A 20197-nucleotide genomic window follows, 5' to 3' on the forward strand; every position below is an offset into this window, starting at 1 on the left:
TCGGCCGCATGACGACGACGCTCGGTGTGTGCAACCTGTGCGAGGCGATCTGCGGGCTGGAGCTGACCATCGAGTCGGGTCCGCAGGGCGACCGCGTCACGGCCATCCGTGGCAACGACGCCGATCCCCTGTCGCGGGGCCACATCTGCCCCAAGGGGGTCGCACTCGCCGACATCCACGCCGATCCTGACCGGCTCCGCGTGCCGATGAAGAAGGTCTCCACGGGCTCCGGCACCGGCGAGGCCGAGTGGGTGGAGACGACGTGGGACGACGCGCTCGACCTGGTCGCGACGAACATCGCCAGGACGATCAACGAGCACGGCACGGACGCGCTCGGCATCTACCTGGGCAACCCGAACGCGCACTCGCTGGGGTCGGCGACCCACGGTGTGCGGCTCGTGAAGGCGTTCCGCAGCCGCAACCGGTTCAGCGCGTCGTCGGTCGACCAGATCCCGCACCAGTTCGTGGCCTCGGAGATGTTCGGCCACCAGCTGATGATCCCGATCAGCGACATCGACCGCACGTCGTACTTCCTGGTCTTCGGGGCCAACCCGATGGCCTCCAACGGCTCGCTGATGACCGTTCCCGACTTCCCCAACCGGCTGCGCGAGCTGAAGAGGCGCGGCGGACGGATGGTGGTCTTCGACCCGCGCCGCACCGAGACCGCGAAGGTCGCCGACGAGCACTTCTTCGTGCGCCCCGGCACCGACGCGGTGGTGCTGCTGGCGATGGTGCACGTGCTCTTCGCCGACGGGCTGACCCGTACCGCTGCCTACGTCGACGGGGTCGACCGCGTCCGCGAGCTGGTCGCCGACTTCACCCCCGAGCACGCCGAGACGGTGAGCGGGGTCACCGCGGTCGACATCCGCCGGATCACCCACGAGTACGCCGCAGCCGACGGTGCCGCGGCGTACGGACGGATCGGGCTGTCGACGCAGGGCTTCGGCTCGGTGTGCCAGTGGGCGCTGAACTGCCTCAACATCCTCTCCGGCAACCTCGACCGCGAGGGCGGGATGCTCTTCACCGAGCCCGCCGTCGACTTCGTCAAGCGCGGCCTGGTCGGGCGCGGACACTTCGACAAGTACCGGAGCCGGGTCCGCAACGCACCCGAGTACGGCGGGGAGCTGCCGGTCAGCGTGTTCGCCGAGGAGATCGAGACGCCGGGCGAAGGGCAGATCCGGGCGGTCCTCACCATCGCCGGCAACCCGGTGCTGTCGACCCCGGACGGCAAGCGGTTGGGCGAGGCCTTCGACAAGCTCGACTTCATGGCGGCGGTCGACATCTACCTCAACGAGACCACCCGGCACGCCGACGTGATCCTGCCCCCGACGACGGCGCTCGAGCGCGACCACTACGACATCGTCTTCCACGGCCTCGCGGTGCGGAACACCGCGCGGTTCACGCCGGCGCCGCTGCCCAGGCCGAAGGGCGCGCGCCACGACTGGGAAATCTTCCGCGACCTCACCCTGCGGATCCAGGCACGCCTGGACCGCAAGCCGCCGCTGGCGGCGAGGCTGCGGGAGCGAGTGGTGCAGTCGCTCAGCCCGACATTCCTGATCGGGATGCTGCTGCGCACCGGTGGGCGCACGACGATCAGCGAGCTGCGCAAGCATCCCGAGGGCGTCGACCTCGGGCCGCTGCGCCCGACGCTGCCCGGCCGGCTGCAGACCAGGGACAAGCGCATCCCGCTCGCGCCGCCGGTGATCACCGACGACCTCGTCCGCCTGCGCGCGAGCATGGCGGAGCTCTCCCAAGCACCGAGGGACGGCCTGGTGCTGATCGGCCGGCGCCACCAGATGACGAACAACTCCTGGATGCACAACACCGAGCGGCTCACCAGGGGCCGTACCCGCCACCAGCTCCTGATGCACCCCGACGACCTCGCCGCGCGCGGCCTCGCCGACGGGTCGCTCGTCGCGGTCAGCTCGCGGGTGGGCTCGGTGACCGTCGAGGTGGCGGCCGCCGACGACATGATGCCCGGGGTGGTCTCGCTCCCCCACGGCTACGGCCACCAGGTCGACGGGACCCGGCTCGGCCAGGCCTCGAAGGTGGTCGGCGTCTCGATCAACGACCTCACCGACCCCGAGCGGCTCGACCTGTCCGGCAACGCCGCCCTGAGCGGCGTACCCGTGACGGTGGCTGCGTCACCGGCCGGTGGTTGAGCCTGTCGAAGCCTCGCGCAGGGTCCGCAGCGCCAGCCGAAACGCCTCTGCTCCTGACCCGAGCGCGTCGAAGAAGTCCTCGTCGCACTGCTCGACGGCCTTCACCGCCTGCTGCACGAGCGCGACGCCCACCGCGGAGATCCTCAGGGCGAACGCCCGGCCGTCGCCGGGATGCGGCTCGCGGGTGAGCCAGCCCTTCCCCTCGAGGGCTCGGACGACCTGCGAGGTCATCATCGGGTCGGTCGCGGCATGGTCGGCGAGCACCCGCTGGCTGACCGGCGGGGCGGCGGGGTCGTCGCTGGACAGCCAGGCGAGTGACGCCAGCAGCACGAACTGCACGTGGGTCAGCCCGAACGGCTTCAGGACCGCCCGCTGCGAGGCCTGCCAGCGGTTGGTGACCTGCCAGAGCAGGAGGCCGGCACTCTCGTCGGCGTCCTCGAAGCGGGTCCGCAGCCGGCTCATGCGCCGGCGCCCACGGGTCCCTCCGGCGCGGTCTGCTCGGCCTCTTCGGCTCGGCGGGCGAGCCGCTCGAGATCCGGCAGCATCGACTCGCGCACACCTTTGCCGAGGATCAGCCGCCAGACCGGCGCCAGCGGGCCGGTGAGCGTCGCCTCGACGGAGACGGTGGTGCTTCCTGGGACCGCGTCGACGAGGTGGCGGAACGTGAGCTTCGCGCCGACCAGGCTGGACACGTCGGTGAACTCCTTGCCGTCGACGAGGCGGGCGACGACGAAGGCGACCTTGGGGCCGCCCTTGGGCTTCAGCGCGCCGGTGGCTCCTTCGACGAACGGGCCGTCGAGACGGACCCACTCGGTGTCGAGGTTCCATTCCGGCCAGCGGGCCATGTCGGCCCACTCGGCGAAGAACGCGGCGGGCGAAGCGGTCGAGGTGACGGTGGCAGAGGCGAGGTTGGTCATGGATTTAGTATGCGCGCTTATTAGTTAAGGGTCAACCCGGGCATGGCAGCGGGCCCCTCTGGTCCGAGGGGCCCGCTGTCCGGTCACTGGCTCAGACCAGCTGGTACGCCGGGTCGCTCTCCACCACCTGCTCCCCCGCCGGTCGCCGGACACCGCGGCCCCAGGCGCGCTCGCCGAGCAGGGTGAGGATGGCCGGCAGGAGCACCAGCCGGATGACGGTGGCGTCGAGCAGGATCGCGGCGGACAGGCCGACGCCCATCATCTTCATCTCCAGCATGCTCAGGGTCGCGAAGATCGCGAACACCGAGACCATCACGGCGGCCGCGCTGGTCACCACGCCGGCCGTGTCGGTGACGCCGCGCTCGACGGCCAGCCGCGACGGGAGCCCGTTGCGCAGGTGCTCGCGCACCCGACTGAGCACGAAGACCTGGTAGTCCATCGACAGCCCGACCAGGACCACCAGGATGAACATCGGCAGCCAGTCGATCACGAACCCGGGCGAGGAGAAGTCGAGCGCACCCTCGAACCAGCCGTGCTGGAACACCAGCGTCAGCAGACCGAACGCCACCCCGACCGAGCCGAGGTTCAGGACCGCGGAGACCAGCCCCAGCGTCACGCTGCGGAACGCCAGCCCCATCATCAGCATGGTGAGCAGCAGCACGAACCCGATCACGATCGGCAGGTAGGTGCGCAGGTGCTGGTCGTAGTCGTGGTCGGCGGCGACACTGCCGCCCACCGCGTGCTCGACGCCGGCCCGGTCCACGCCCTCGAGCGCCGGTGGGACGAGGTCGTCCCGCAGCCGGTCCACGGCACCGCCGACACGTGAGTCGGACTCGTCGTACCGGGTCAGGAGGTGCAGCACGGTGACGGTGTGATCGGCGGAGACCTCGATCGGCTCGGGCAGTCCGCCGACGAAGTCGGGGCTCGCGATGGCGGACCTGTCGAGCCCGAGAAGGGCGCGCCGGACCTCTGCCTGGCTGCCCGCCGGCGCCTTGACCACGACCGCGAGCTTCGCGCCCTGCGACGGGAACTCGGCGTCCATCGTCCGGAAGGTCTGCACCTGCGGGATGTCGGCCGGCAAGGTGTCGAGGTTCCCCTGGTGGATCTTCATGCCGAGTGCAGGTGCTGCCATGGCGACGACCAGGACGCCACCGGCCACGAGAGCCGCCTTCGGGTGCCGCACGACCGGGCCGACGACGTGGCGGCTGATGCCCCCGCGCCCGATCCGGCGGTTGACCCGCCACAGCAGCGGGAGCCGCGGCCGGTCGACCCAGTGGCCGAGCCTCGAGAGCAGCGCGGGCAGGACGGTGATCGACCCGAGCACCGCGATCGCGACGACCAGGATCGACCCGGTCGCCAGCGAGTTGAAGGTGGCGCCGCCGACGACGTAGAGGCCGGTCATCGAGGCGATCACGGCGAGGCCGGAGACCACGATCGAGTGGCCCGACGTACGGGCCGCGATCTCGACCGCGTCGACGGTCCCGCTGCCTCGCTCACGCTCCTCGCGCTCGCGCTTGAGGTAGAACAGCGAGTAGTCGACACCGACCGCCATGCCGATCAGCACGATCATGCTGCTCACCGTGCTCTCGGCGTGCACGAGGTGCGACAGGGGCGCGGTGACGCCGATGGTCGCGGCCACGCTGCTGGCCGCGATCAGCACCGGGATGCCGGCCGCGATCAGCGCTCCGAACGCGAGCAGCATGAGGATCAGCGTCACTGGGAGGCTGATCCCCTCCGCGGACGACAGGTCCTCACCGACGCGGTCGTTGATGCCGCTGTCGATGCTCACGTCACCGGCCTGCCGGATCTGCAGCTCGGGGTGCGTCTTCTGGGCCTGGTCGGTGACCTTCTGCAGCGCACTGACGTCGTCGGTGTCACGGGAGAGCTGGATGTCGACCATGAGTGCCTTGCCGCTGGGGCTCCACTGCGGGTCGGCCACCTCGACCACGTGCGGGAGCGTGCGCATCGAGGTGGCGATGCCGGCTGCGATCGTCTGGGCCGCCGACCTGTCGAGGGCACCTGCGCCACGAGCGGTGATGAGGACGTCCTCGCTCGGCAGCGGGTCCATCCCGGCGTCGCGCACGATCTGGTCCGCACGCCCGGACTCACCGGTGGCGTAGTCGGCGTCGTCGGTCTGCACCGTCGGTACGGCGACGGCCAGGCCGACCGCCACCAGCACGAAGGCGAACCACATGCCGATGGCTCGACCGGGATGGTTGGCGCTCCAGCGCGCGGCCCGGAGTGGTATCCCCGAGAGGGGGTTCCTGGTGGACATGAGCTGCTCCTTGTCTTCTCGTTCCCGCACCTGACAGGGGATCTGCGTCCAGCCTCGTGGCGCGGGACAGCGGGGTCAGGGGCACCAGATCCACTTCGAAGGTGGACCCAGGTCCACCGTGCGGACCGGCTCGCTCGGCCAGAATGGGGAGATGACCTCCCTCGCCGTGCCGCCGCCGCCCGGACGCCTCCGGCTCACCGGCTACGCGCTCGCCGAGGTGCTGCTCGCGATCCCGACGCTGCTGCTCTTCGTGTTCACCGTCGTCGGCGGCGTGGTCGCGATCGCCTGGATCGGGCTCGGCGTCCTCGCGCTGACCGTGCCCGCGATGCGATGGATCGCCGATCGGCACCGGCGCTTCGCCGGCCGCACCCTCGGGATCCCGGTGCCCTCGGAGTACCGGCAGCCCGCGCAGGGAGCCCACCTGGTCGCCCGGGTCACGACCTGGGCACGTGACCCGATGACCTGGCGAGACCTGGGCTGGGCCCTCGCGTCGATCACGCTCGGGTTCGCGCTGTCCCTGCTCACCGTGCTGCTCCTGCTCGTCATCGTGACCGGAGGGCTGTGGTGGTACGGCGCGGAGGCGGTCATGCGCGCCCGGGCACGCCTCGACCTGTTCTTCCTCACCTACGGGCACACCGAGCGACTCGAGCAGCGGGTCCAGGTGCTGACCGAGTCCCGCGCCGAGTCGATCGACCACTCGGCCACCGAGCTGCGCCGGATCGAGCGCGACCTGCACGACGGCGCCCAGGCACGGCTGGTCGCGGCCAGCATGAGCCTCGGGCTCGCGGAGGACCTCTTCGCGAGCGACCCCGAGCAGGCGCGCAAGCTGGTCTCCGAGGCGCGGTCCACGACCGGGGCAGCGCTGGGCGACCTGCGGTCCGTCGTACGAGGGATCCATCCGCCGGTGCTCGCCGATCGCGGGCTCAGCGGTGCCGTCGAGGCGCTGGCACTGGACATGGCGGTCCCCGTCTCCGTCGAGCACCACCTCGACGGCCGGCCGGCGGCGCCGGTGGAGTCCGCCATGTACTTCGCGATCGCCGAGTGCCTGGCCAACACGGGCAAGCACTCGGGGGCCAAGCACGCCTGGGTCGAGCTCCGGCACGCCGACGGCGTGCTCACGGCGGTCGTCGGCGACGACGGTCGCGGGGGCGCGGATCCCGAGCGCGGGACCGGCATGCGCGGGGTGATGCGGCGGCTGTCGGCGTTTGACGGCACGATGAGGGTGTCGAGTCCCGACCGGGGACCCACCCTGATCACGCTGGAGGTGCCGTGCGACTTGTCCTCGCCGAGGACCACGCCCTCCTCCGGGACGGCCTGATCCGGATCCTCGAGGCGCACGGCTTCACCATCCTGGCGGCTGTCGACAACGCCCCCGAGCTCGACGCGGCGCTCGCGGACCCGGCGGCCGAGGCCGCCGTGCTCGACGTCCGGATCAAGCCGTCGTTCACCGACGAGGGGCTGCGCGCCGCCGTCGACTCCCGGGCCAGGAGGCCGGGCTTCCCGGTGATGGTCCTCTCCCAGTACGTCGAGCACCTCTACGCCCGCGAGCTGCTCGCCAGCGGCGAGGGCGCGATCGGCTACCTGCTCAAGGACCGCGTCTCCGACGTCGCCGACTTCGTCGACGGTGTCCGCCGGGTCATCGCCGGCGGCACCGTGATCGACCCGGAGGTGATCGCCTCGATCATGGCGCGCCGCCAGGAGGAGCCGCTCGACCGGCTCACCGCCCGGGAGCGCGAGGTGCTCGGGCTGATGGCCGAGGGCCGCTCCAACGCGGCGATCGCGAGCGCCCTGTTCGTCTCCGAGAAGGCCGTCGCCAAGCACAGCAACAACATCTTCACCAAGCTCGACCTGCCCGTCGACATCGACGACAACCGCCGGGTCCGCGCAGTGCTCGCCTGGCTCCGCGCCTGAGTGTTCAGCCGGCGAGCAGGGTGCGGGTGCGCGCGACGTCGTCGTGCATGGTCGCGACGAGCGCGTCGACGCCCTCGAACTTGACCATGCCGCGGATCCGGGAGACGAACGAGATCTCGACCCGCCGGCCGTAGAGCTCGAGGTCGGTCCGGTCGAGCACATAGGCCTCGACCCGCCGCTCCCGGACGCCGTCGAAGGTCGGGTTCGTGCCGATCGAGATCGCGGCGGGCATCGGCTCCGACCCGGCGCCCGGCTGCGGCTCGTCGAGGACGCGCAGCCAGCCGGCGTACACGCCGTCGGCCGGCACGGCCAGGTCGCGGACCGGCACGTTCGCCGTCGGGAAACCCAGCTCGCGGCCACGGCGATCCCCCTCGACCACCTCGCCGGTCACCGAGTAGGGCCGGCCCAGCGCCTCCGCTGCCCCCTCGACGTCGCCTGTGGTCAGGCAGGTGCGCACGTACGTCGAGGACCACACCTGCGGGCCGCCGTCGAGCGCGACCCCGTCGACCACGAAGTCGCGGTCACGTCCTTCACGCGTCAGCGTGCCGACGTCGCCGGCCGCGCGGTTGCCGAAGCGGAAGTTGGCGCCGACGACCACGTGCCGGGCGTGCAGCCCGTCGACGAGGATGCGCTCGACGAACTCCTCGGGGGTCCACTGAGCGATGTCGCGGGAGAACCTGACCACGAACACGTCGTCGGCCCCGGCCGCGGCCAGCAGCTCGCAGCGGCGGGCGAGGTCGGTGAGCGTCATCGGCGCGTGGTCGGGCCGCAGCACCGACATCGGGTGCGGGTCGAACGTCACCGCGACCACGCGCAGCCCGTCGTCGTCGGCGACCTCGCGGGCTCGGGCGATCACGTGCTGGTGGCCGAGGTGGACGCCGTCGAAGTTGCCGATCACGACGACGGTGCGGCCGAGATCGGCCGGCACCTCGTCCAGGGAATGCCACACGCGCACGCGCCGAGACTACTGGGCAGGCTCGGTGCCCAGCTCACGCGCCTCGACGACCGCGTCGAGGTCGATCGGGCCGTAGACGTGCGGGAAGGTCTCGTCGAGACCCGGCACCGCCTCCTCGCGGACCTCGGCGGCCAGGCGGTCGGGGTCGATGACGAGCAGGACCAGCGGCTCGTCGACGCCGGAGTAGAACCGCTCCCTCACTGCGCGCCACTGGTCCGCGCGCGAGGCATGGATGAACCCCTCCTCGGCCAGTGTCCGGCCGAGCGTCGACACGGCGTACGCGCCGGCGACCTTGGCGGCCTCCCAGTCGCTCGCGAGCGCGAGGTGGTGGATCGGATCGGTCATGGCGACCTCAGACGAACACGGCGACCGCGCGCGCGAGGTCGCCGTCCTGCTCGTAGAGCGCGAGGAACTCACCGTCGGGCGCGAACAGCGCATGGGGACCCTCGCCACCGAGGCGAAGGTCCAGCTTGCGGCCGTACCGGACGTCGTCGGCGTGCTCGCCGGACAGGTCGACGGCGGGGAATGCCGCACGAGCGGCGTCCGCGATCGGGATGACCCGCAGCTCGTCGAGGTCGCCGGACGCGAGGTCCAGCGAGAAGGGCCCGACCGCCGTGCGGCGCAGCGCCGTCAGGTGGCCACCCACACCCAGGGCGGCACCGACGTCGCGCGCGATGGCCCGGATGTAGGTCCCGCTCGAGCACCGGATCCGCAGCCGGAAGTCGAGGAACTCGCCCTCCCGGCTGAACTCGCCCAACTCGATCGCGTGGACCGTGACCGGCCTGGCGGCGAGCTCGACCTCCTCGCCGGTGCGCACGAGCGCATAGGCGCGCTTCCCGCCGACCTTGATGGCCGACACCGTCGAGGGCACCTGCATGATCGGGCCCTCGAAGTCGCCCAGCGCTGCCCGCACCGATTCCTCGTCGACCGCGGCGGCAGACGTGTGGGCGACCACGTCGCCCTCGGCGTCGTCGGTCGTCGTGCTCGCGCCGAGGCGGACCGTGGCCTCGTAGGACTTCTCGGTCAGGGTGAGGTGGCCGAGCATGCGGGTGGCCCGGTCGATCCCGATCACGAGCACGCCGGTCGCCATCGGGTCGAGCGTGCCGGCATGGCCGACCTTGCGGGTGCAGGCGAGGCGGCGCACCCGCGCCACCACGTCGTGCGAGGTCATCCCCGCCGGCTTGTCGGCGACGACCAGGCCGGCCGGTGGCCGACCGGTAACGCCGCGGTGGTCGAGCTCGTCCGGGCTCACTCGTCCTCGTCGACGACGTCGTCGAGCTCGTCCTCGACGCGGGGCTTCTTGTACGGGTCCGGCTCGCCGGCGTACACCGCACCGCTCGCGGAGGCCGCCACCGCCGCGTCCGCCTCGCGCGCCTGCTCGAGCAGGTCGTCGATGTGCCGCGCGCTCTCGGGGAGGGCGTCGTGGATGAACTCGAGATTCGGCACGTGCCGCATCCCGAGCTGCTTGCCGACCTCGGAGCGGATCAGCCCCTTCGCCGACTCGAGCGCGGCCGCGGTGGCCGCGAGGTCCTCGGAGCTCTGCTCCTGGTCCAGGGCGAAGACGGTGTAGAAGATCGACGCCTGCTGGGTGTCGCCCGAGACCCGGACGTCGGTCACGGTGACGAACCCGAGCCGGGGATCCTTGACCCGCCGCTCGAGCATCTCCGCGACGATCACCTTGATCCGGTCGGCGATCTTGCGGACGCGTGGGCTGCTCATGGTTGCTCTCTACTCCGCGGTGAAATTCACTACTTCAGTAGTGAAACCTCCGCTTCCGTCACGGAATTGGATACGGGGAGCGGCGAATTCACTACGGAAGTAGTGAATTCGCCGCCGCCCGGGGACTCTCAGGACCTCGGGATCTCCCGCATCTCGAAGGCCTCGACGATGTCGCCCTCCTTGATGTCGTTGAAGCCCTTGACGACCAGACCGCACTCGAAGCCCTCGCGGACCTCGGCGGCGTCGTCCTTCTCGCGCTTCAGCGACGCCAGGTCGGCACTCTCGACGACCACTGCGCCGTCCCGGATCACCCGCACCTTGGCGTTGCGCCTGATCACGCCGCCGGTGACCATGCAGCCGGCGATGTTGCCGATCTTGGAGGACCGGAAGATCGCCCGGATCTCGGCCTGGCCGAGGACGTTCTCCTCGTACTCCGGCTTGAGCATGCCCTTGAGCGCTGCCTCGATCTCCTCGATGGCGTTGTAGATCACCGAGTAGTACCGGATCTCGACGCCCTCGCGCTCCGCCAGCTCCGTCGCCTTGCCCTGGGGTCGGACGTTGAAGCCGATGATGATCGCGTCGGAAGCCGCAGCGAGGTCGACGTTGGTCTCCGTGATCGCACCGACACCGCGGTCGATGACCCGCAGGGAGACCTCGTCGCCGACGTCGATCTGGGCCAGCGAGTCCTCGAGGGCCTCGACCGAACCGGACACGTCGCCCTTCAGGATCAGGTTGAGCTCCTGGCTCTCGCCCTTCTCCATCGACGCCATGAAGTCTTCCAGGCTGCGACGCACGCGGCGCTTGGCCTGCATGGCCGCACGCTCCCGGGCCTCACGCTTCTCCGCGATCTGGCGCGCCATCCTGTCGTCCTCGACCACGATGAAGTTCTGGCCCGCTCCGGGTACGCCGGAGAGACCGAGCACCATCGCCGGACGGGACGGCTCCGCGACCTCGAGGTTCTCGCCGTACTCGTCGAGCAGCGCCCGCACGCGACCGTGGGCCGGACCGGCGACGATCGAGTCGCCGACGCGCAGGGTGCCGCGCTGGACCAGGATCGTCGCCACCGGGCCACGACCGCGGTCCAGGTGCGCCTCGACCACGAGGCCCTGGGCGTCCTGGTCGGGGTTGGCCCGCAGGTCGAGCGAGGCGTCGGCGGTCAGGACGATCGCCTCGAGCAGCTTGTCGAGGTTCAGGTTCGCCTTGGCGGACACATCGACGAACATCGCGTCGCCGCCGTACTCCTCGGGGACCAGGCCGTACTCGGTCAGCTGGCCGCGCACCTTGGTCGGGTCCGCGTCCGGCTTGTCGATCTTGTTGACCGCGACCACGATCGGCACGCCTGCGGCCTTGGCGTGGTTGAGCGCCTCGACCGTCTGCGGCATCACGCCGTCGTCCGCCGCGACCACGAGGACCGCGATGTCGGAGGACTTCGAGCCGCGGGCACGCATGGCGGTGAACGCCTCGTGACCGGGGGTGTCGATGAAGGTGATCCGCCGGTCCTGGCCGTCGACCTCCGCGTGGACCTGGTAGGCGCCGATGTGCTGGGTGATCCCACCGGCCTCCTTCTCCACGACGTTAGCGTCGCGCAGCGCGTCCAGCAACTTGGTCTTTCCGTGGTCGACGTGACCCATCACGGTGACGACCGGCGGCCGGGCCACCAGGTCGCCCTCGACGCCCTCGTCGGAGCCGAACTCCAGGTCGAAGGACTCCAGCAGCTCGCGGTCCTCGTCCTCGGGGGAGACGACCTCGACGACGTAGTTGAGCTCCTCACCGAGCAGCTCCAGGGTCGCGTCGTTGACCGACTCGGTCGCCGTGACCATCTCGCCGAGCGAGAAGAGCATCTGCACGAGCGATGCCGGGTCGACGCCCACCTTCTCGGCGAAGTCGGTCAGCGATGCACCGCGGGCCAGGCGAACGGTCTCGCCGTTGCCCTTGCGGACGCGGATGCCGCCGATCGTCGGCGCCTCCATCTGCTCGAACTCCTGGCGACGCGCGCGCTTGGACTTGCGCCCACGACGCGACGGACCGCCGGGGCGACCGAACGCACCCTGGGTGCTGCCGCGCTGGCCGGGACGACCACCGCCAGGACGGCCGCCACCGGGGCCACCGCCGCCGGGAGCACCGCCCGGAGCACCGAAGCCACCCCGTCCGGGAGCACCGGCGCCGGGACGGGCGCCGGGGCCACCGCGGCCGGGAGCACCGGCACCCGGGCCGCCGCGACCCGGACCACCGGCACCAGGACCACCGGGACGCGGGCGAGCGCCGCCCGGTCCGCCGCCGAAGGCGGCAGGAGACTTGGGCATCATCGCCGGGTTCGGCCGCGGCATGCCGGGACGTCCGGCGGGAGCGGCGGGCGCCGCTCCGTCGCGAGCGGCCGGCGGGGCCGGGCGCCGGCCCATGCCCTGGGTCGACGAGAACGGGTTGTTGCCAGGCCGTGGGGCGCCGGGACGTGCGCCGGGGCGCGGGGCGGCCGGTGCGGGAGCAGCCGACGCGGCAGCCGCGGGCGGCTCCTCGGCGGGCGGCTCGGGCGCCTCGGGCGCTGCCGGCTCCTCGGCGACCTCGGGCTTCACGACGCGCGGGCCGGGACGGGGCGCAGCCTTCGCGGCTGCAGCCGGCTCGTCGTCGACCTCGGCGCCGCGGGCGGACTCGACCACCGGGGCCGCCTCGGGGACGGACGGTGCAGCCTGCTCGGCCTCGGCCTCTGCGGCCGGTGCGGCCGCCTTCTTGGCGGGTGCCTTCTTCGCCGCCTTCTTGGCAGCGGTGGCTTCCGCCTTGGCGCTCAGCTCGGAGCCGTACTTGTCTTCGAAGCGCTTGACGACGGGGGGCTCCACCGTCGAGCTGGCTGCCTTGACGAACTCACCGAGTTCGCTGAGCATCCCCAGGACTTCCTTGCTGGAGACGTCGTACTTCTTTGCGAGTTCATGGACTCGGACCTTGGCCACGCTGTTCCTCCTGGTCCGAGCCCGGGTGACCGGGCGTGCGGACCGCTAGTTGATGTGCACGCTCATCGCGCTGTACCGATTGCGAAGGGTCTCATCGCAGGCTCATGAGCTGATGCTCCAGTTCCTTCTCGGATTACTCGGTCACTGACTCGTGGAGATACTGCCTCAGGACTGCCAGGCCCAACGCTCCCCTGCCGTTGCGCCCCCCGGCATCATGCCGCAGGGCCCTGGCGAAGGCACGTTTGCGCTCGGCGAGCTCGAAGCACTCGAGGGTGGGGTGCAGGTGCGCTCCACGTCCCGGTGCGGTGCCACCCGGATCGGGTACGACGGCCCAGGAGGTCTCCTGTCCGTGCGCGACCGGTCCTGCGACGACTCGCAGCAACTCACGCTTGGCGGCCCGTCTGCGACACCCGATGCAGGTCCGGACCGGACCGGCAGGGTTGTCACGTGGAGTCACCAGCGGCGAGTCTAGCCCGTCCGGGCCCCAACGCCGAACCCGGAAGGGTCATTCCTGTGTGGCGTCGTCCCGCGGCGTCCGTGCCTCCCGGGCGGTGCCGGGAGCCTCCTCGTCGGAGCGGATGTCGATGCGCCACCCGGTCAGCCGCGCGGCGAGGCGGGCGTTCTGGCCCTCCTTGCCGATCGCCAGGGACAGCTGGTAGTCCGGTACGACGACCCGGGCCGACCGGGCTGCCAGGTCGACGATCTCGACGCTGGACACGCGGGCCGGGCTCAGGGCGTTGCCGACCATCTCCCCGGGGTCCTCGGAGGAGTCGATGATGTCGATCTTCTCCCCGTGCAGCTCGTTCATGACCGCACGGACGCGCTGGCCCATCGGGCCGATGCAGGACCCCTTCGCGTTCACGCCGGGCACGTTGGACTTCACCGCGATCTTCGTGCGGTGGCCGGCCTCGCGCGCGATGGCGGTGATCTCGACGGTCCCGTCCGCGATCTCGGGGACCTCCAGCGCGAAGAGCTTCTTGACCAGGTTCGGGTGGGTGCGCGAGAGCATCACCTGCGGGCCGCGCATGCCCTTGCGGACGCTGACCACCAGGCACTTGATCCGGGTCCCGTGCGAATAGTCCTCGCCGGGCACCTGCTCGCCGGCGGGAAGCAGCGCCTCGATCTTCCCGAGGTCGACCATCACGTCGTTCGGGTCGCGGCCCTGCTGGATCAGGCCCGAGATGATGTCGCCCTCCTTGCCGGAGAACTCGCCGTACCTCATCTCGTCCTCGGCGTCGCGCAGTCGCTGCAGCATGATCTGCTTCGCCGTCGTCGCCGCGATCCTGCCGAAGTCGGCCGGGGTGTCGTCGAACTCCTCGCCCTCCGGCTCGCCCTCGTCGTTGGCCTCGCGGGCGAACACGACGACGTGGCCGCTCTTGCGGTCCAGCTGCACCCGGGCGTTCTCGAGGGCGCCGGGCGTCTTGTGGTACGCCGTCAGCAGCGCCTGCTCGATCGCCTCGACGAGCACGTCGAACGAGATCTCCTTCTCGCGCTCGAGCATCCGCAGGATGCTCATGTCGATGTCCACTGCTCAGCTCTCCTCGTCCTGCGACCCGTTCGCGGGCCTCTTGAACTCGATCTGGACCTTGGCCTTCGCCACCTCGTCGAAGCCGATCCTGCGCGTCGTGCCGTCGACGTCGAGGTCGGCGCCGGCCTCGTCGGCCACCACGATCCGGCCGGTGACCTCCGCGCCGTCGGCGAGCGTCACCTTGACCAGCCTGGTGGTGTTGCGGCGCCAGTGCCGCGGCAGGGACAGGGGCCGGTCGACGCCGGGCGAGGACACCTCGAGCGTGTAGGAGCAGCCACCCATCACGTCGGAGTCGTCGAGGACGCGCGACACCTCTGCGGTCGCCGCCGCGATGTCGTCCATGTCCACACCGCCGTCCTTGTCCACGGCGACCCGCAGCACCGAGCGCTTGCCGGCCTTGGAGAGGTCGACCGCCTCGAGGTCGAGGCCGAGCGCCTCGATCGGCTCGGCGAGCAACCCAGCAAGACGGTCGACGATGTCCGGCGTGCTCGGGACACTCATGGCGACCTCCTGCTGTGTTGTTGTGGTTCCACAACACTAGGGCACGCCTCGTTACGATGCGCGGTGATGACCCCCCAGACACGTCCGGCCACCCAGGCCCGGCTGAGCCGCCGCGCGCTCGGGCTCGGCATCGGGCTCGCCGGCGGACTGGGCCTCACGGGCTGCGCGCTGAACAACCCGCTCAGCGACGAGGCGACTCCGGCGGCCCGGGCGGTGCATGACCTCGCGCCCGACGTCGCGATCGCGGTCCAGGCGGTGACGCTGATCCGGGCGGCGCAGTCCGCTGTCACCGCGACCGGCGCGCAGCACGCGGGTCTCGCCGCCCGACTCGCCGGGCTGCTCGACGCCCACCGGACCCACCTGGCCAAGGTGGTCGACGCGGTGCCGTCCGGCGTGGACACCACACCAGCCACCGGCACGCCGTACGCCGTCCCGGCGACACCGGCCGCCGCGCTCACCCAGCTCACCACCACCGAGCGCGGCCTGCACGACGAGCTGGTCGGCCTGGCCCTGCGCGCCCAGAGCGGGCCCTTCGCCCGATTGCTCGGGTCGATGGCCGCCGCGCTGTCCCAGCAGCTGCGGGAGCTGGTCCGATGACTCCTCTCCAGGCGCAGCAGGCGACGCTCGCCGGCGAGCACGCCGCGATCTACCTCCTCGGCGTGTTCGGCGCCCAGGCGTCGCAGTCGCGCCAGCCGGCCCTCTACGCGCGGCTCCTCGACGCCTTCCGCGTGCACCGCAGGCGCAGGGACCAGCTCACGGTCGTCATTGCGGCGGCAGGGGCCGACCCCGTCGCTGCCGAGGTGTCCTACGACCTGCCCGCGTCGCTCACGACGACCGCAGAATTGAACGATGCGGCGCTCCAGGTGGAGCGCCGCATCGCCAGGACCTACGGCCAACTCGTCGAGAGCACCGCCGGCGCAGAACGCCGATGGGCCCTTGTCGCTCTCGACGACTCAGCCGTCCGTCAACTGGAGTTCCGAGGAACCCCCGAGATGTTCCCCGGGACTCCTGAATCCTGACCCGAGACGTTCCGAAACGGAAGGATGAGCCCGCTTCCGGTTCATGCACTGCACATCCCGGCAACAATTGAGGGGATCTCCGCGAGCGTGTGGGCCACCGCGTCCGGCTCCCCCTCGGTGTGTCCGACCTGCTCTGCGGGGATCACGCTGTGCGGGACGTGGATCGCCTTCATCCCGGCGTTGTGCGCCCCGAAGATGTCGTCGAAGAGCCGGTCCCCGACGTACACGCACCGAGCCGGGTCGGAGGCGCCCACCGCCGCCATCGCCGCCTCGAACGCGTGCGGCGCGGGCTTGGTCCAGGGGATCTCACTCGTGTACACGTCACCGTCGACCAGGTCCAGGACGCCGTCCCGGCGGAAGAAGCCCTCGTGCCACCTACGCGGCCAGATCGTGTTGGACAGCACCCCGACCTTGATCCCGTCCTCCTTCAGGCGCCTCCACATCGGCCCGACCTGCGGGTCGGTGAGCGTGTGCGGCTCCCAGAACTCGTAGTAGGCGCTGAGCAGCTCCGGGTCGTGGTCGAGCCCCGCCTCCGCGAACAGGTCCTCGAGGGTCGCGCTGCGCTGGTGGTCACGGCTCCAGCCCCAGACCGTGGCGCCGGCCCGGTGCAGCCGCGACGCGTGGGCCCGGCGGTCGTCCGCGGTCGTCGAGCCGGACGCACCCGGCGTGTGCAGCACCGCCTCCGCGAGCGCAAGCGACTCGGCGTGGAAGTCGATGTCGTGCCACGCCGTGAGGGTGCCGCCCCAGTCGAAGATCACGGCCTCGATGCGCTCGTTCATGGGCCGACCCTCTCATCGCGCCGGTGCCGGCGCGATCCGGTTTCGAGCCCTCGGACCGCCGGTCAGGACTGCGCGAACTCGGCGATGTGCCGGGTCAGGGCGGCAGGCTGGTCCAGCGCGACGAACGTGCGCGCGCCGGGGATCTCGACGAGCCGGCTGTCGGGAAAGGTCTCGGCAAGGCGATGGGCCAGCGCGATCCGGAAGAACCGGTCCTCAGGAGCCCATGCCAGCAGCACCGGCCGCTCGAACCGGCCGAGCCGCGTGCCGACGTCGGCGAGGTCGCCCGGTCGCCAACCGCGGAGGAACCGGGCCGTGTCCCGGCGTACCGCCGGCTGGTCGAGGTAGGGGCGCACCCAGTCCTCGCTCTCGTCGGCCGTGAGCGATCGGGCGACCAGAGGTCCGAAGCCGAGGGGCCCGTTGCGAAGCCAGCCGGCCCGCACACCCTGCATGACCGCTCCCGCAGCGAGCGGGTGGCGGCCCAGCCGGAAGAGCAGGTTGAAGGGGAACGGCGGGAACGTCTCGAAGGCGTCGCAGTTGGTCAGCACGAGCCGCCCGATCCGGGAGGCGTCCTCGTCGAGCAGGAACTGGCAGATCGCTCCGCCGGTGTCGTTGCCGACCAGCACCACGTCGTGCAGGTCGAGCCGGGCGAGGAAGTCGAGCACGATCCGGGCGACGTGGCGGGGCGAGAGCTCCGCGTCGGCCTTCATCGGGGTCGGGTGCGAGCCGATCGGCCAGGTCGGGGCGAAGGTGTGGAAGCCCTGCTCCGCCAGCCGCTCCGGTACGTCGCTCCACAGCCCGTGGTCGACGAGGAAGCCGTGCACGAACACGACCGCACGACCGTCGACCGGCCCGGACTCGCGGTAGTGGATGGTGCCGCCGTCCAGCTCGATCTGCTGTGCTGCGGCGTTGCGCGTCGTGCTCATCCCGGCCTCCGGTCTAGGGTTGCGTACAAGATGTACGTAACTTACGGACAGGTTGTATGGAAAGCAAGCGGAATCGGCCCCCGGGGACCCAGGCCCCCCGGACGCAGGCGCAGCGCACGGCGGCAACCCGCGCCGCCCTGGTCGACGCCGCACGCATCCTGTTCGCGGAGCGCGGGTTCGCCGACGTCGGGACCGACGAGATCGCGCGCGCGGCGGGCGTCACCCGTGGGGCGCTCTACCACCAGTTCGACGGCAAGCTCGAGCTGTTCGCGGCGGTCTTCGAGCAGGTCGAGGCCGAGATCGCCGCGCGCATCGGCGCCGAGGTCTTCGTCGTCGAAGCCCAGGACATGGCCCGGGCGCTGCACGTCGGGGTCGACGCCTGGCTCGCCGCCAGCGCGGAGCCCTCGGTGCAGCGGCTGGTGCTCATCGAGGCGCCCGCGGCCCTGGGCTGGGAACGCTGGCGCGAGATCGGCCACCGGTACGGCGTCGGGTTGGTCGAGAGTGCCGTCGAGGGCGCCATCGCCGCGGGCGTGATGGCAGAGCAGCCCGTGGCTCCGGTCGCCCACCTGCTGATCGGAGCGCTCGAGGAGGCCGTGCTCTACGCGGCACGAGCAGACGATCCGGCCCTTGCGACCGAGGAGGTCCGGGCCGCGCTGCACCGGCTCATCGCCGCACTGATCATCGACGCGTGAGCCGCAGCAGGTTCAGCCTCAGCCGTGGGCGAGGTGCACGAGGTGGTTGACGGCCTGGAGGAACGGCACCTCGGTGCGCTCGCCCGACCGGCGGTCCTTGACCTCGATGGTCCCCTCAGCCAGTCCCCGCCCCACGGTCACGATCGTCGGCACGCCGATGAGCTCGGCGTCCTTGAACTTGACCCCTGGGCTGACCTTCTCGCGGTCGTCGTACAGGACCGTGAGGCCGCGCGCGGCCAGCTCGTCGGCGATCTCGGCGGCGGCGGCGAACACGGCGCCGTCCTTGCCGGTCGCGACGATGTGCACGTCGGCGGGTGAGATCTCGCGGGGCCAGACCAGGCCGAGCTCGTCGTTGTTGCCCTCCGCGATCGCAGCGACGGCCCGGGAGACGCCGATCCCGTAGGACCCCATCGTCACGGTGACGAGCTTGCCGTTCTCGTCGAGGACCTTCAGGTCGAGCGCCTCGGCGAACCAGCGGCCGAGCTGGAAGATGTGCCCCATCTCGATGCCGCGGGCAGACTCCAGCGTGCCGTCCTCGCAGTTCGGGCAGGCGTCCCCGTCACGCACGTCGGCGGCCTCGATGGTGCCGTCCGGCGTGAAGTCACGACCCACGACGAGGTCGATCACGTGGCTGCCCGGGACGTCGGCGCCGGTCACCCACCGGGTGCCCTCGGAGACGCGCGGGTCGACGACGTACCGGATCTTCGACGCCGACCCCTCCCCCAGGGCTCCCGGACCGATGTAGCCCCTGACCAGGGCGGGGTGCTTGCGCAGCTCGGCGTCGTCCATCGGCTCGACCTCGATCGGCTCGAGCTGGCCCTCCAGGCGCCTCTGGTCGACTTCACGGTCGCCGGGGACGCCGATCGCGAGCGGCTCGCGGGTGCCGTCGGGGTGCTTGAGCACGACCAGGACGTTCTTGAGCGTGTCGCCGGCTGTCCAGGGCCGGTCGTCGCGGGGGAACTTCTCGTTGAGGTGGTCGACCAGCGTGTCGATCGTCAGGGTGTCCGGCGTCTGCTCGGCGTGCGCGGCCGGGGCGTCGTCGTACGCCACGGGTGCCGGCGCGCGGACCGTGACGGCCTCGATGTTGGCGGCGTAGTCGCAGTTCGTGCACCGCACGTAGGTGTCCTCGCCGACCTCGGCCCTGGCGAGGAACTCCTCGGACTTCGAGCCGCCCATCGCGCCGCTCGTGGCCTTGACGATGGCGTAGTCGAAGCCGAGCCGGTCGAAGGTCTTGATGTACGCCGCGCGGTGCGCGGCGTACGACCGGTCGAGGCCCTCGTCGGTGGTGTCGAAGGAGTAGGAGTCCTTCATGATGAACTCGCGGCCGCGCAGCACGCCTGCGCGGGGACGCGCCTCGTCGCGGTACTTCGTCTGGATCTGGTAGAGCCAGACCGGCAGGTCCTTGTAGGAGGAGTACATGTCCTTCACCGCGAGGGTGAACATCTCCTCGTGCGTCGGGCCGAGCAGGTAGTCGCCGCCCTTGCGGTCCTGGAGACGGAAGATGCCGTTGCCGTACGTCGTCCAGCGGTTGCTGGCCTCGTAGGGCTCTCGGGGCAGGAGGGCTGGGAACGACAGCTCCTGGGCGCCGATCGCGTCCATCTCCTCACGGATGATCCGCTCGACGTTGCGCAGCACCCGCAGACCGAGCGGGAGCCAGGTGTAGATGCCGGGAGCGGCCCGGCGGATGTAGCCGGCCCGCACGAGCAGCCGGTGGCTCGGCACCTCCGCGTCCGCCGGGTCCTCTCGCAGGGTCCGCACGAACAAGGTCGACATCCGCATGATCCGCGGGGTCCCCGCGGAAGCGCGAGCGGAGCCAGTGGTTTCGTGGGGTGCGATCATGAGCAGAGGCTATCTGCGCCGACTCATCCGGAACG

The 20197-nt window shown here is 71.2% G+C and carries 20 protein-coding genes; 6 read left to right on the forward strand and 14 right to left on the reverse strand.

Features of this window, described 5'->3' with window-relative positions; translation table 11 throughout:
- The first annotated feature begins 8 nt into the window (after positions 1-8).
- Entirely contained in the window at positions 9-2162 is a 2154-nt protein-coding gene (locus ACVW00_RS13000; RefSeq protein ID WP_457111321.1) for a molybdopterin-dependent oxidoreductase, read from the forward strand.
- Here the strand turns inward: ACVW00_RS13000 and ACVW00_RS13005 are convergent.
- From ACVW00_RS13005 to ACVW00_RS13015, 3 genes are all read right to left on the reverse strand, one after another.
- Positions 2145-2624 carry a MarR family winged helix-turn-helix transcriptional regulator gene (locus ACVW00_RS13005; protein WP_457111322.1) on the reverse strand — a complete coding sequence of 160 codons (480 nt, stop codon included), beginning with the start codon at positions 2622-2624 and terminating at the stop codon, positions 2145-2147. The genes ACVW00_RS13000 and ACVW00_RS13005 overlap by 18 nt on opposite strands.
- A complete protein-coding gene (locus tag ACVW00_RS13010) occupies positions 2621-3079 on the reverse strand; it encodes a hypothetical protein (RefSeq protein WP_457111323.1) in 459 nt (152 codons plus the stop codon). The genes ACVW00_RS13005 and ACVW00_RS13010 overlap by 4 nt, the downstream gene beginning before the upstream one ends.
- Positions 3080-3170: 91 nt before the next feature.
- Positions 3171-5354: an MMPL family transporter gene (locus ACVW00_RS13015; protein WP_457111324.1), complete on the reverse strand. Its 2184-nt coding sequence runs from the start codon at positions 5352-5354 to the stop codon at positions 3171-3173.
- Positions 5355-5505: 151 nt separating this feature from the next.
- Here ACVW00_RS13015 and ACVW00_RS13020 point away from each other — a divergent pair, with 151 nt between their 5' ends.
- Positions 5506-6672: a sensor histidine kinase gene (locus tag ACVW00_RS13020; protein WP_457111325.1), complete on the forward strand. Its 1167-nt coding sequence runs from the start codon at positions 5506-5508 to the stop codon at positions 6670-6672.
- On the forward strand, positions 6624-7265 hold the full coding sequence (locus ACVW00_RS13025) for a LuxR C-terminal-related transcriptional regulator (protein ID WP_457111326.1): 642 nt from the start codon (positions 6624-6626) through the stop codon (positions 7263-7265). The genes ACVW00_RS13020 and ACVW00_RS13025 overlap by 49 nt, the downstream gene beginning before the upstream one ends.
- A 4-nt stretch (positions 7266-7269) precedes the next feature.
- Here ACVW00_RS13025 and ACVW00_RS13030 read toward each other — a convergent pair whose 3' ends face one another.
- The 8 genes from ACVW00_RS13030 to rimP form a co-directional block, all read right to left on the reverse strand.
- Positions 7270-8220 (reverse strand): bifunctional riboflavin kinase/FAD synthetase, encoded by a 951-nt coding sequence (locus tag ACVW00_RS13030; protein ID WP_457111327.1) that lies wholly within the window; start codon positions 8218-8220, stop codon positions 7270-7272.
- A gap of 9 nt (positions 8221-8229) precedes the next feature.
- The gene (locus ACVW00_RS13035; RefSeq protein ID WP_457111328.1) at positions 8230-8565 is read right to left on the reverse strand and encodes a DUF952 domain-containing protein; all 336 of its coding nucleotides are present in this window, start codon (positions 8563-8565) and stop codon (positions 8230-8232) included.
- A 7-nt stretch (positions 8566-8572) separates the two neighbouring features.
- A complete protein-coding gene (gene truB / locus ACVW00_RS13040; RefSeq protein ID WP_457111329.1) occupies positions 8573-9472 on the reverse strand; it encodes a tRNA pseudouridine(55) synthase TruB in 900 nt (299 codons plus the stop codon).
- Positions 9469-9939, reverse strand: a complete 471-nt coding sequence (gene rbfA, locus ACVW00_RS13045) for a 30S ribosome-binding factor RbfA (protein WP_457111330.1) — start codon at positions 9937-9939, stop codon at positions 9469-9471. The genes truB and rbfA overlap by 4 nt, the downstream gene beginning before the upstream one ends.
- Before the next feature lie 128 nt (positions 9940-10067).
- Positions 10068-12881: a translation initiation factor IF-2 gene (gene infB / locus ACVW00_RS13050; protein ID WP_457111331.1), complete on the reverse strand. Its 2814-nt coding sequence runs from the start codon at positions 12879-12881 to the stop codon at positions 10068-10070.
- Positions 12882-13014: 133 nt separating this feature from the next.
- Positions 13015-13338, reverse strand: a complete 324-nt coding sequence (locus ACVW00_RS13055) for a YlxR family protein (protein WP_457111332.1) — start codon at positions 13336-13338, stop codon at positions 13015-13017.
- A gap of 48 nt (positions 13339-13386) precedes the next feature.
- The gene (gene nusA, locus ACVW00_RS13060) at positions 13387-14409 is read right to left on the reverse strand and encodes a transcription termination factor NusA (RefSeq protein WP_457111333.1); all 1023 of its coding nucleotides are present in this window, start codon (positions 14407-14409) and stop codon (positions 13387-13389) included.
- A gap of 3 nt (positions 14410-14412) precedes the next feature.
- Entirely contained in the window at positions 14413-14910 is a 498-nt protein-coding gene (rimP, locus tag ACVW00_RS13065) for a ribosome maturation factor RimP (protein ID WP_457111334.1), read from the reverse strand.
- 66 nt (positions 14911-14976) lie between these two features.
- Here rimP and ACVW00_RS13070 point away from each other — a divergent pair, with 66 nt between their 5' ends.
- Together ACVW00_RS13070 and ACVW00_RS13075 are read left to right on the forward strand one after the other, a co-directional pair.
- Entirely contained in the window at positions 14977-15507 is a 531-nt protein-coding gene (locus ACVW00_RS13070; protein ID WP_457111335.1) for a hypothetical protein, read from the forward strand.
- Positions 15504-15929 carry a ferritin-like domain-containing protein gene (locus ACVW00_RS13075; RefSeq protein ID WP_457111336.1) on the forward strand — a complete coding sequence of 142 codons (426 nt, stop codon included), beginning with the start codon at positions 15504-15506 and terminating at the stop codon, positions 15927-15929. The genes ACVW00_RS13070 and ACVW00_RS13075 overlap by 4 nt, the downstream gene beginning before the upstream one ends.
- 41 nt (positions 15930-15970) lie before the next feature.
- Here ACVW00_RS13075 and ACVW00_RS13080 read toward each other — a convergent pair whose 3' ends face one another.
- Together ACVW00_RS13080 and ACVW00_RS13085 are read right to left on the reverse strand one after the other, a co-directional pair.
- Entirely contained in the window at positions 15971-16708 is a 738-nt protein-coding gene (locus ACVW00_RS13080) for an HAD family hydrolase (protein WP_457111337.1), read from the reverse strand.
- A 62-nt stretch (positions 16709-16770) separates the two neighbouring features.
- Positions 16771-17631 carry an alpha/beta fold hydrolase gene (locus ACVW00_RS13085; protein WP_457111338.1) on the reverse strand — a complete coding sequence of 287 codons (861 nt, stop codon included), beginning with the start codon at positions 17629-17631 and terminating at the stop codon, positions 16771-16773.
- 56 nt (positions 17632-17687) lie between these two features.
- On the opposite strand from ACVW00_RS13085, the gene ACVW00_RS13090 reads away from it, so the two are divergent.
- The gene (locus tag ACVW00_RS13090; RefSeq protein ID WP_457111339.1) at positions 17688-18323 is read left to right on the forward strand and encodes a TetR/AcrR family transcriptional regulator; all 636 of its coding nucleotides are present in this window, start codon (positions 17688-17690) and stop codon (positions 18321-18323) included.
- Positions 18324-18341: 18 nt separating this feature from the next.
- Here the strand turns inward: ACVW00_RS13090 and ACVW00_RS13095 are convergent, their stop codons facing one another.
- A complete protein-coding gene (locus ACVW00_RS13095) occupies positions 18342-20096 on the reverse strand; it encodes a proline--tRNA ligase (RefSeq protein ID WP_457113111.1) in 1755 nt (584 codons plus the stop codon).
- Between the last annotated feature and the right edge of the window lie 101 nt (positions 20097-20197).

This window comes from Marmoricola sp. URHA0025 HA25, from assembly GCF_054059435.1.